Consider the following 13,307-nt stretch of genomic DNA (forward strand, 5'->3'; position numbering starts at 1 on the left):
GGAAACTAGCCGCAGGCTGTACTTGAGTACGGCAAGGCGACGTTGACGTGGTTTGAATTTGATTTTCGAAGAGTTTTAAATCTAGGTTTGCTAGATTTACTGCTACTATCTATTTATTCGGAAAAGAAATGAATTGTGAAGATATTTTATCTCGTTTCAACTAAAATATGAGCTTGATCCATCAGTTGTCCATCAACAGTCAGATTCAGATAGAAATCCAAGGTCTTATCAGCAGCAAAGTGCAGAGTTGGTAGGCACAAATCTTTTTTGTTTTCCCCAGCTTGGAATTGAAGGACTTGAATTTCGTCCTGATAGGCGACACCATGGACACCTGTCCCCGGTTGAATCGAAATCTTAGCCTCTAAAGGAGTATTACTTTCGCTACGTTCAATCCTAAAATGAAGAGTCTCTCCCTTTGCTACAGCTAGACTTTTTTCTGCAAATGCTAGTCCCTGAACAACTTCTTTTTTTGATAAGCTAGGAGTTTTATAGAGGGAAATCTTGGTCAATACAGGAATAGATTGTGCCTCGGTAATCATCACGCGCACCTTTTGCGCCTCTACTAGCGAACATCGCAAGAGGCGCTTATGACCAATTGTAAAGCCCCTACCAAATTCCTGCCAGACGCCGTCCACCTCTATTTGCACATGAAAAGCAGCGATTCGTTGCCCTAGTTTCAAATCTTCTCTTAACTCAATTACATCAAAAGTTTTAGGAGAACCTAAGTCGAGTTCTAGCTGGATGGGCAAGTCTACATCGCTTGCCCAAGAGCTGGTCTTAAGGCCATCTATCAAATGGTGACAGGCAAAGTCTGCGGAAAGAGCAGGACCAGATACCTTAGCTCCCAGAGCCAAATCTTCTTTATAGAGCTCATTGCGATAAACGGCAAATTCATAAAGTCGTTCAATATCCTTTGCATCAAATAGCCCATCTTGATTCGGCGGAATATTAAGCAAGAGTGGAGTTCCCCTACCCACCGAGTGAAAGTAGATTTCGACCAACTCCTCAAGAGACTTAGGATCCTGATCCTCATGGTAAAACCAGCCTGGACGGATGGAAACATCTGCCTCTCCGATTGAAAAAATCATGCCTGAAGAATCTCCATGCTGAAGATAATCCAGCTCTGCTTCTGTTCCTAGTTTGTCAGGATTCACCTTTTGCCACAGTGGATCACCTGCATACCCTCGTTCATTGCCAATCCAGCGGATACTAGTGCCTTCTGTTGAAAAAATCAAGCAATCGCCCTGCAGTTCACGAATGGTTTCAAACCATTTTTCAAATTCATAATTAACCTTTTGAGCCCCCTCTCCTCTGGCACCATCCATCCAGACCTCAGCAAATTTCCCTCCATTTCCATAGGCAGGATTTGATAAAATCTCCTTCAGCTGTGCCAGATAATAGGCATTATAGTCCGCTTCTCGGTCCACATGATAGAGGGGACTATGGGCATCCCAGGGTGATAGGTAGACCCCCATATCCATATCAAACTCTGTGGCAGCTTGGGATACTTCAAGGAGCAAGTCCCCCTCTCCATTCCTCCAAGGACTGGCCTTGACCGAATAATCCGTATAAGCCGTCGGATAGAGGACAAAGCCATCATGGTGCTTGATCACCAAAATCAACTTCTTAAAGCCCGTTTCCTTGAGCACACGAACCCACTCACGTGCGTCTAACTGTATCGGGTTAAAGCGTTCAGGATCCTCCTGACCTGTCCCCCATTCCTGGTCATAAAAGGTATTAGGTCCAAAATGGATAAAGGCTGCTAGTTCATCCTCTAAATACGCTAACTGGGCCTGACTAGGCAAGGGTCCATGCGGTTTTATTTCTCTTACCATACTACTTCCTATCTACATTTTTCTTTACTTTTTTGGCATACACTTGCAATTCTGTTAAGGCTAGAGGGCTTGCCAAGTTTTCAAATCGAAGACGAAGGGCATAGGTCTCCACCTTATCAAATTCAAAACGAAACTCTTCATCCTTGTCACTTGAAACTTTTCTAATAGCTAATACAGGTCGCCAATTCTCCTCTTGTTTGAGCAGAGAATCCTTATCCAAATGATTGGGAGTCCGAGGCAAGCTAGGCTCATTCCCTATGTAATAATCAATAAAGCTAGGCTCCGCTACCACGTATTCTTGATTCTCAACATAATACAAGGTCAGGTTATCCACAAATCGCGGTTTTAAAATCCCTGCATCTCCAAAAAGAATGCCGACGCTGGCTTGCTCTGACTTGGTAATCCAAGTATTGGCTGTCGATTTTTTCCGAGCAATGACCTTGTCATTGAGGTAAGAGGCTGGGTGATTCGGTTCTGAGTGGGAAGCAAAGACCAGAGGCAGGTTAGACCCTGTCCATTGATTGGAAATAACTTCCCCATCTACACTGACATCTGTCACATGAATGGTGACTGTTGCTGGCAACTCACAGCCCGCTACTTGACCTGTAAGAACATATTCTCCTACCTGAGCATAGACTTGAGGTTCGAGTTCATCCCAAGTAACCTTGGCCGTATCTCGTCTGCCATCTGATAAGACTAGCTTGACCCGGTCTGGTAAGTGTGGAGCTTCCTTGACAAGCGTCCAAACACTTTCAGGCTCAATAGCGCAAATCCCTTGAACACAAACCTGAGCCGAAGCCTTTAGATCCAGCCCCTCAAGCTGACCAGATACCATAAATTCATGAAATTTTTCCAAATCTTCTTTAGGAATTTCCTCCCAGACAACCTTGACTCGTTTTGCATCGCCTGACTCATAGTCCACCAAGACCGAGGACGGAAGCTGTGGATAAGTTCCCTTAGCTGTATACAAGCGAAGTGGTCGCACAGAAACTGCCTGCCCTAGTGAGGTATTTTCTGCGACCTGCAAGTGAGTTTGATAGGTTTTCCCTTGATAAATGGCACGGATAGCCAAGTCACCTGCAGACATGCAATGAAGCACTCCCTGCTTGATAATGGCGTGGGCACTGCCACTCGTCTCCCAAATCACTTCACTATTCCCCACCTTGTTCACAGGGTTATCCACAGTTTGTGGATAAAGTCCAATGGCTGGGGAATCCCCTTCTTGTAATCCTGCCTGCTTGTCCACTCGAATCTCAAATAAGCGCTGATTTTTCACTGGTTGGGTAGCCAAAGCCTCTCCCACTAAGATATCAAAACTTGCTGGCTCTAGACCTCTAGCACTAGCTTTTACTCTGACTTGGCCTGCCTGCTCCAAGCTCTGAACTAAGAGGACACCTCTGCCATGAAAGGCTTTCCGCTTAAACCGACCATTTTTCTGGGCTTGGTAACGTTCACGACTGGCCTGCCTGCCATTATCCACACCTACAATGCGAGCAGGGCCTTCAATTTTGAAATAAAGCTGATTGGAAGCAGTCGGCACCCAATTTCCATCCTTGTCCAATACATCAAAATAGAGATAGAGGAGGTCTTGCCCATCTGGCTCCAGTTTTGATTTCTCGGCATGTAACCCGATTTTGGTTGGCTTACCTGCAGTCACCACCCTATCTTCTGCCACAAGCTGACCTTGACGGTCATAGGCCACAGCGCGCAATTCTCCCGGTTGATAGGGCAAACGCCATTCAAGATAGAGCTGGGCATAACCTTGTCCCTCTTGGTATTTTCTGCCATCTGAAGTCCATTTTTCCTGAAAAGTCTTCCTGCCTTTGGATTTTCCATTTAGAAATAGCTCTACAGAACCAGCATTTGAATACACTCGAACAGGGATATCCCCATACTTATCCACAACTTGTTGATAACTCTTGTGGATTTCCCAATTCCAGTGAGGTAAGATATGAACCATGGGATGCTGATCTAGATCCACCCACTGACTTTGATAGAGGTAATAGTCATTTTTAGGAATCCCTGCTGTGTCCACAATCCCAAAATAGGAACTCTTTACAGGCGTGTCATTTTGGTTGTGCCAAGGAGTCGGTTCGCCGATATAGTCCACTCCTGTCCAGATAAACTGACCCGCATAGTCTAGCCGATTTCTATCTGCTATCCAAGAAGCCGTCGCCGTCTTCCCCCAAGGAACCCGGTCATTGCCATAGTCTGACTGTTCAAAATTCCGCACGCGGCGATTATCTCCAACCCATTCCTTAGCTGGGCGAAAATAGCTATCACGCGTCCTTGTAGCCGATGAGGTTTCAGAGCCGTAAAGTCGCCACTTGGGATGTCTTTTGCGAATCCCATCAATATTGTCTTCCGAGTAATTCAAACCCACCACATCCAGCAAATCAGCAATCTTTTCATGACCTCCAGAACCATCTCCGAAGCGGAACTGATCCATTCCCATGGTCACAAAACGGCTATCATCAACCTCCTTGACCCTTTCTAGCAAGCGTTTGATAGTCTTCAATGAATGAGAATCGCCATTTGCTTCGCTGACTTCATTTCCCAAGGACCACATAAAAATCGCTGGATTGTTCTTACCACGTTCAATCATAGTGCGCAAATCATAATCTGACCAGAAATCGCCTGCTTCCGCTTCTGGATGAGTCGCTTCTTCCTCAAAAAAGCGACCATAGTCATATTCTTTCTTGCCTCCATACCAGGTGTCAAAGGCTTCTTCTTGGATGAGTAGCCCCATTTTGGCAGCCACATCCAGCAAAATACTACTAGCTGGATTGTGGGTAATTCGGATAGCATTGACCCCCATTTCCTTCATCTGACGCAAGCGCCTCTCAGCAGCTGACCTGTTTTCCACAGCTCCCAGCGCTCCATAGTCATGGTGCAGACAAACTCCATGAATCTTCAACCAGCGACCATTTAGAAAGAAGCCCTTATCCGCTTGCCAATCCATATAGCGGTAACCAAAGGTCTCCTCTTCTTCATCAACTAAAATTCCATTTTTGTAAAGGTGAGTCTTCAATTGGTAAAGGTGAGGATGATCAATATCCCAAAGCAAGGGTTGAAAAATTGATATTGCTTGTTGGAAATGATGTTTGTCCCCAGCTTCAATCACTACAGAATCTGTCGCCTGCCAGTCTGAAACCTGTTGTCCATCATACCAGATACCCTGTTCCAAATACACCGACACAGACTGAGCTCCATCATTTGAAACCTTACTTGTAAGCTGAGTTTCCACCCATCCATCTCTTTGTTCCTTGAGCTTGGGACTTCCTATCCTAATCCCATATAAATCCAGATGAACTGCATCTGTAATCAACAATTTTACTTCCCGGTAAATACCGCTACCAGAGTACCAACGACTGCTAGGTTGCTGATTTTCCACAAAAACCGCAAGCTGGTTGGCCGTCCCATCATTTCTTAGATAAGGCGTGATATCATAAGAAAAAGGTGTGTAGCCATTGGGATAATAACCCAGCACTTGCCCGTTGATATAGACTTGGGCATTCATGTAAACCCCATCAAAGAGCAAACGCACCGAAACAAGACTGGCATCTTCTTCCAAGTAAAACTGTGTCCGATACCAAGCCTGACCCCCGTTTAACTGGCCACCCTCATTTTGCGCTGGCGAATACTGGTCAAAATCATTGTAAATACTCCAGTCATGTGGCACTTGAATGGCCTGCCAATTTCCCCTCTGAAAATCCGACGCCAAGGCCTCTTCCTTCCCCACCTCTTGGCTAAAAAACCAGTGATTTCGTAAAACTTCTTCTCTTCTCATACAAGCATTCCTCTTTAAACGACTCGATTTACTTGACTATAGCACAAAACAAAAGCGCTTTCAAGATTTCCTCCATCACTCCCTAAATACTCAGAAAGGATTCTATAATTTGTGGAAAAGTCTTTTAATCCTCAAGCCTAAAAGTCAACGCAAAAAGAGCCTGTTGCCAAGCTCTTTGTACTCAATGAAAATCAAAGAGCAAACTAGGAAACTAGCCGCAGGCTGTACTTGAGTACGGCAAGGCGACGCTGACGTGGTTTGAATTTGATTTTCGAAGAGTATTAGTCTATTATTTCTTCTCAGCGCGGAGAGCTGACAAGATTTGTGTACGGATATCATCCACACCATTTGGCGTATTTGGTAAAAAGATAGTTTGATTTCCTTTAGAAGCAAAGGTATTCAAGGTATCCAAATACTGGTTGGTCAAAAGGATGGACATGATTTGTTCTTCTGTCATGCCAACATTGGCTTCCTTGAGTTCAGTGATAGACTCTGCCAATCCATCCACAATCGCCTTACGTTGTTGGGCAATCCCCACACCATGGAGGCGGTCTTTTTCTGCTTCGGCTTCAGCTGCAGTGACGATTTTAATTTTATCAGCTTCCGCCAATTCTTGCGCTGCGACCCGCTTGCGCTGCGCCGCATTGATTTCATTCATGGATTGCTTGACTTCTGCATCTGGTTCAACCTTGGTTATCAAGGTTTTCACGATAATATAACCGTAAGTAGTCATTTCTTCCGCCACTTGGTGTTGGACTTCAAGGGCAATCTCATCTTTTTTCTCAAATAATTCATCCAAGGTTAATTTGGGAACAGAAGAGCGAAGAGCATCTTCGATATAAGATTTAATCTGAGATTCTGGACGCATGAGTTTATAGTAGGCATCTGTCACACTCTGCTCGTTGACACGGTACTGAGTCGCCACATTCATCATAACGAACACATTGTCCTTGGTCTTAGTCTCAACCACAATATCGCTTTGCAACAAGCGCAACTGAATCCGCGCTGCAATCGAGTCAATTCCAAAAGGCAATCGAATGTGAATACCGCTATTGGCAACCTTTTGGTATTTCCCAAAGCGTTCAATAATCGCCACCGACTGCTGACGAACCACATAAACTGTACTCAGTGTGACTATCACCAATAGGAGCACACAAACCACCACAAAAATCATCAAAAATGTTGCCATTATCGTGACCTCCATCATTATTTTTCCTGTATTATAGCACATTTAAAGGAGGCTGTGCAGTTTTTACTACGATTTTTCCTGAAATGTCAATAATTAGAGGTGAATTGTCACATTATCGTCTAATCTCTTGCTAAAACAACTCTTTATAAAAGGCAATCGTTTCTTCTAAGGTTGGCATAAATGGATTTCCTGGTGCGCAGGCATCAATCAAAGCATTCTTAGAAAGGTATTCAAAGTCGAAATCTTTTTCTTCAATACCAAGTTCAGTTAATTTCTTAGGAATACCTACTGTCTCAGAAAGCTTCTCAATCTCAGCAATTGCATAATCGGCACATTCTTGATCTGATTTACCTTCTACATGAAGGTCCAAGGCTTTAGCAACATTGCGAAAAGCTTCTGGTACACGTTTAGCATTTTCACGTTCTATAACTGGTAGCAACATAGCACAGCAAACACCGTGTGGCAAATTATATACTGCACCGAGTTGGTGAGCCATTGAGTGAACATAGCCCAGACCAGCATTATTAAAACTCATACCACCAAGGAAGATGGCATTGACCATACCTTCACGCGCTTCAATGTCGTGTCCATTTGCTACAGCACGAGGAAGATATTCCTTGATAAGCTCAATTGCTCCAATAGATAGTTTCTTAGTCACATCATAAGCACCGGGTGTTACCAAAGCTTCAACAGCATGAGTCAGAGCATCCATACCAGTAGCAGCAGTCAAAGCTTGAGGTTTTGAAATCATCAATTCAGGGTCATTAACAGAGATAAGAGCAAGGCTATTCTTGTCAACCATTACCATCTTAACCTTGCGTTCTTCATCGGTAATCACATAGTTAATAGTAATTTCTGCAGAAGTTCCTGCCGTTGTATTGATAGCCACAACTGGCAAGCCTTTTTTAGCAGACTTATGAAGCCCTTCATAATCCTGTGGTTTTCCACCATTTGTAGCCATGATAGAGATACAACTAGCTGCATCCTGTGGAGACCCACCACCAAGACTGATGATAAAGTCACAGCCATGTTCTTGCAAAGCAGCTACCCCATCTGTGACATTCTTACAAGTAGGGTTTGGCTCTACATCGCTAAAGATGACATATTCGATTCCTTCTGTATCTAGCGGTTTTAAAACCTTAGGCAAAATGTCACTGCTTTCGATAAACTTATCTGTCACCAAAAGTGCCTTTTTATAGCCAAGTTCCTTGATATAAGGACCTACTTCATTTACAACACCTTTACCAATAAGGTTGACTGCCGGAACATAAAATGTAGCCATATAATTTTCCTCCTGCGCCTTTGCGCCATCTATTTAACATCATTATATTACTTTTTGTATTCGTTTTCAATTATTTGTGAATTATTTAACAAATCTTTTTAAAAGGATAGGAGGGACGTAAGTTCACCTCCTATATAAACAAGTTTTATTTATGTAGTGGTCCCAACAACTGACATGCACGATAGTCTGCTGATTCTAGATCTTCTGTTCCAAATAAGGACCAATTTTTAGGTCTAAAGATATCTTCCTCAGGTACATTATGCATATTGACAGGAATTCTCAACATAGAAGCCAAGGTAATCAAGTCTGCTCCAATGTGTCCATATGTTATGGCTCCGTGATTAGCTCCCCAATTATTCATGACGTCATAGACAGACTTGAAAGCACCTTTTCCTGTCAAACGTGGAGCAAACCAAGTAGTTGGCCATCCTGGATCTGTACGATTATCTAAAGTATGGTGAACATCTTCAGGAAGTTCAAGTGTGTAACCTTCTGCAATTTGTAGCACTGGACCAACCCCTTTTAGAAGATTGAGACGTACCATTGTTACTGGCATATCCCCCTTCGTCAAGAAACGAGTTGAGAATCCTCCTCCACGGAAGTATTCGCGGTTCGCTGGTGGGAAGTCTGTATTTTCAAGCATAGCCTGCACTTCACTTTCTTCCAACTCCCAGAATGGTTTAATAACAGGTTTGCCATCTCGAGTAGCTTGACCTGTACCATCCAATGTACAAGAACCTGAGTTGATTAGATGTAAGAATCCAGCTGCAGCACGCCCCTCTAAAGTATGTCCCGTTACACGTTTAACAGCCTCTGGACTCCAATAAGTACGCACATCAGCAAAGATTTGTGGGGTATTCGTCAATAAGTAATTAAAGAGCATAGACACACCATTTAGTGAATCATTCTCTGTCGCAAATACAAATGGTTTTCGAATACCATTCCAGTCAAACTGAGTATTGAGGAAAGTTTCCATAAAATCTCCATTTGGAAAATGGTCTGTCCACTGACGTTGACCTTGGAAACCAGCTACTAAAGCGTGGTGACCAACTGCTTCTTCCTCAAAACCAAGCTCTGCTAAACGAGGATTTCCCTGCATAAGATCTCGACCAATCATGAACATTTTTACCACAAATTCCCATTGTTTTTCTTTCTCTTCTTTAGAAAGAATCAAATCTTCACGATTTCGGTCAACGCCTTCTTTGATATGTTCTTTTACCCAAACCATAGCACGTTCGAACTCTTCTGGGTCATAAATACCACGGTCAATACGACGTGTAAATTCCGTCATATCTACAGATTCATTTCTCATTCCTAGGTATTCTTGGAAGAAATCTGGATTCACAATAGAACCACCAATCCCCATTGAAACACTACCCATTGATAGGTAAGCAGTGTCTCGCATCAAGCCAGTTGCAATAGCTGCACGCGCATAGCGTAAAAGTTTTTCTTTGACATCTCCTGGAATATCTGTATCATTAGCTTCCTGAACATCTCTTCCATAAATCCCAAAGGCTGGAATACCTTTTTGAGCATGTGAAGCTAGAACAGCTGCAAGATAGACAGCCCCTGGACGTTCTGTCCCATTAAATCCCCAAATAGCATGAGGAATATCTGGAGACATATCCATAGTTTCACTACCATAACACCAGCATGGTGTGACTGTAATTGTTGCACAAACATTTGACTTTTTAAACAACTCATGTGAAGCTGCTGCCTCTGGTACACGGCCAATAGTAGATGGAGAAATCACGCATTCCACAGGTTCTCCATCTGGATATTTCAATGTACTTGAAATAAGATTTGCCACACTTTTAGCCATGTTCATTGTTTGCACTTCAAGTGATTCGCGTACACCTTGACGACGACCATCAATAGTCGGACGAATACCAATACGTGGATGTTGAATCATAATACTTTCCTCTTATTTTTCTGTTTCTTTTATACTACCATCGCCATTATATTTACGGTAGCCTGGGTGACGACCTGTAACCTTATAATTTTCTCGCATTGAGAATAGACGTTCTAAAGTCGGACGAGCAATTTCTTGTTCTTCAATACCTTTTGTAGACAGTAACATTCTTCCGTGGAAGGTTGTTTTTGCTACTAATTCTAAAGTTTCCATACGGTAGTATGCTGTAATGACATCGCTTCCGACAGTCAGAGCTCCATGATTTTCTAATAGCATGACATCATGATCTGGTAGATAAGGTGTAATTGCTTCTGGCACTTCCATTGTAGACGGAACTCCAAATGGAGTTATAGGAATTGCCCCAACCACAATCGCGCTCTCAATTAGTGAATAAGTATCTAAAGGAATATGTGCAAGAGCAAATCCTGTTGCAATCGGTGGATGCGCGTGAACAACCGCACGGACATCCTCACGTTCTTCGTAACAACGAATATGCATTTTAATTTCACTAGAAGGGCGGTAATTACCTTCTGCTTCTAAAATCTCTCCTTTGAGATTTAACTTCACCAGCTTTTCTGGAGTAATGAAACTTTTGCTGATGCCAGTAGGAGTTGCAATAATGATATCCTCATCTAATCGAACAGATACATTCCCATCGTTTGCAGCAACCCAACCAAGTTGCCACATCTTATGACAAACATCACAAATCTGTTCACGAATTAATTTTTCATCTTGAGACATAAACTCACTCCTTTCTAAAAATGAAGTTCGAATTCAAGATTTCCGTTACTGTTAATGGTAATAGTAACTGTATGATTTTCCTGATCAAAATTGAGAGATGGCTGATCATAGGAATTATTTGTTCCTGTTAATGAATGAATAGTAGGAAGTTTATCTATACCTCTTAATACTATCTTTGTAACCCTTTTCTCTCCAAACTGAGTATCTTTGATATAATGTTCATCAATCCACTTAATCGCACCTTTTTTGGTCAATTGTGGTAGTTTCCTTGCCTGATTTGCATCTTGAGCATTAGACCAAAGTGAATCTTTATTTGTTCTAAAATTATTTAAATTCACTTTCAAGCCATTATTTATTTTCTCAAAAATACCATAAGTATGAGGCTCAAATTCAACATCCATTTCCAAAGAATTAAATTTTAATTTTCCAGTCTGTTTAACATTCTCATTTACCTTATAATTATAGACAAACCATCTATTATCTAATTTCTGAGCAAAGATATCTCCTTCATAATTCGTAGGATACAGCTTATTCAAGTATTCTTTTCTAGCCTGAGTAGAGCTAAATTCTGGGGAAGTGATCTCCTTAATCTGAATACGATTACCAGAAACAGACTCTTTCAATTTATCTGTTTTTAAAATACCTGGAATAGCTGGAATAACATTATAACGACCAGTCATGTATAATGGAGTTTGTTCTCTATCAGTATTTACGTTTACAAAGAACTTACCATTTCCTTTATTTGAATAGTCTCCATGTATGAATACTTTTGTATCCTCAAGTACCTTTTCTTTAGATGGTGCTGGATGTGCTATTACATATCTAAAAAATTCTTTTATTACTTCGCTAAAGAGTAAGCTTTCTTTATTATTTACACCATAGGTATAAGCTGGATGTTCAAAATTATAAACTACACCTCCATTAAGGTAAACCCCTAAAGCCTCTTCTCCTAGCATAGACTCTGGTTCAGTCAACCATTGTCTATCTCCTTGACTTTTTCCGATATTACCAGTTGCAAACAGTTTCCATTTACCTGTCTCATACCACTTCCAAGTATCCATCAAACCACCCCATTGATAAGTATGATTTGATAGCCAAAGTCCCTTCATATAACTTTCTGTAGTTGAATCATTTCCCTCGGCAGCAGGTGTATTTTTGAACATGAAAATAAGGTTCTTCCAGTACTTATCAACAGATTTCTGAAATGCTATCTTACCGTTTTTTCCAAATGCTTTTTCTATTGCAGAACCATTATTTTGTTCAGCCCATATAAAATATCCTCCATTTTTAGCTGATACTTTTAAGTAATCTGCCGCCTTATTTTCAATATCATTTGCCCAAATCCAATAATTCTCTGTACTGAAAATACCATGCAAATTTGGATATTTTTGATACATTTTATCAATCCAGCTGGTACTTAACCAATGTGCCGAAGTATAATAAGGCATATTACCAGCAGTGTAAACCGTCAGAATAACTGGAATTGGTTCATTTTTTCCAGTCTTAGGATTTACATATTTCGCTGCTTCTTCTAACATATGTTCATAAAAATCTCTAGCAGCTCCATCTCTTTTAGGAAGATCATCTGGATGTAACTGTATAACAGTATATGGTTTTAAGTCATCTGGTATATTCTCCCACTTCCCTGTTAATGTATCTCCTCCCCAAAAAGTATATTTCCCTTGGTTAAACTCTTCTCCGTTAGCATATAAAGGCATCATAAGTAACGGATGTTCATTATTAATTTCACGACGTTTATCAACTTCTGACCAATCATTAGGATTCTTAAATTTACCATTTGCCATAAACATGGCTCCACCTAAAACCAATTCGTCAGCCCATGTATGTTTTCCTGAATATGATTTAAGTTCTATCGTCTGTGTATCTTTTGGAATTTCAACATCAACCAGAAATGCCGATGTATCATACTTAATTCCTTTCGGATATTTTGAATCTGATGAGTAAATGACTTTACCATCCGCAACAACTTCAAACTTTTGAATATCTGCGTAATCTGAATTTAAATGATTGGCGCTCCTATCAATTCCGACATAGGAAATAAATCTTGTAACATTAGCACCCGAAACATCATATTTTATACTAGACGGGTTACTTGCTACAGTTCCCAATCCTTTATTAAATTCTATTTCCTTCCCGTCAATTAATAATTTTATTTTATTATTTGCACCGTTATTACCAGGTGTAAACGGTTTATCTTTCTGAACTGTTTTTGATTTATCGTCATCACCATGAGTAGCATCAACCCATTCTAAATCAGAAAGATATACTCCTCCATTAATTCCTTTATTAAGAAGATCTGGAGTTATAGTTTGAGTACTAACAGTTTTAATAAGTTTAGCATCAGCAAATACAACTTCATCACCCCATGTATGTTCTCCTGAGAATGATTTTAAGGATATTTTTTTAGCGTTTTGTGGAATTGTCACACTAATAAATTGTGCCTGGGTATTATATCTGAATCCATCTGGATTAGTTACATTACTGGAATAAACTACTTCTCCATCTATTTCTATTTCTATTTTATCCACTACTGCGTG

The 13,307-nt window shown here is 41.2% G+C and carries 7 protein-coding genes; all 7 read right to left on the minus strand.

Features of this window, described 5'->3' with window-relative positions:
* Positions 1-146: 146 nt before the first annotated feature.
* Positions 147-1,835: an alpha-L-fucosidase gene (locus tag HMPREF9957_RS09280; protein ID WP_000251204.1), complete on the minus strand. Its 1,689-nt coding sequence runs from the start codon at positions 1,833-1,835 to the stop codon at positions 147-149.
* 1 nt (position 1,836) lies between these two features.
* Complete coding sequence (locus HMPREF9957_RS09285; protein ID WP_001250580.1) at positions 1,837-5,625, minus strand: Ig-like domain-containing protein; 3,789 nt, start codon at positions 5,623-5,625, stop codon at positions 1,837-1,839.
* Between the two features lie 289 nt (positions 5,626-5,914).
* Complete coding sequence (locus HMPREF9957_RS09290) at positions 5,915-6,799, minus strand: SPFH domain-containing protein (RefSeq protein WP_004235732.1); 885 nt, start codon at positions 6,797-6,799, stop codon at positions 5,915-5,917.
* A gap of 145 nt (positions 6,800-6,944) precedes the next feature.
* Positions 6,945-8,096 carry an iron-containing alcohol dehydrogenase gene (locus HMPREF9957_RS09295; RefSeq protein WP_000190396.1) on the minus strand — a complete coding sequence of 384 codons (1,152 nt, stop codon included), beginning with the start codon at positions 8,094-8,096 and terminating at the stop codon, positions 6,945-6,947.
* Between the two features lie 145 nt (positions 8,097-8,241).
* Positions 8,242-10,008 (minus strand): L-fucose isomerase, encoded by a 1,767-nt coding sequence (locus HMPREF9957_RS09300; protein WP_000614275.1) that lies wholly within the window; start codon positions 10,006-10,008, stop codon positions 8,242-8,244.
* 12 nt (positions 10,009-10,020) lie between these two features.
* The gene (locus HMPREF9957_RS09305; RefSeq protein WP_000076086.1) at positions 10,021-10,749 is read right to left on the minus strand and encodes a class II aldolase/adducin family protein; all 729 of its coding nucleotides are present in this window, start codon (positions 10,747-10,749) and stop codon (positions 10,021-10,023) included.
* 14 nt (positions 10,750-10,763) lie between these two features.
* Positions 10,764-13,307: glycoside hydrolase family 98 domain-containing protein (locus tag HMPREF9957_RS09310; protein ID WP_025170713.1), on the minus strand; the 2,544-nt coding region annotated here is incomplete at its 5' end.

Origin of the sequence: Streptococcus mitis SK1080, assembly GCF_000220085.1 — a bacterium.
GTDB lineage: Bacteria > Bacillota > Bacilli > Lactobacillales > Streptococcaceae > Streptococcus > Streptococcus mitis_K.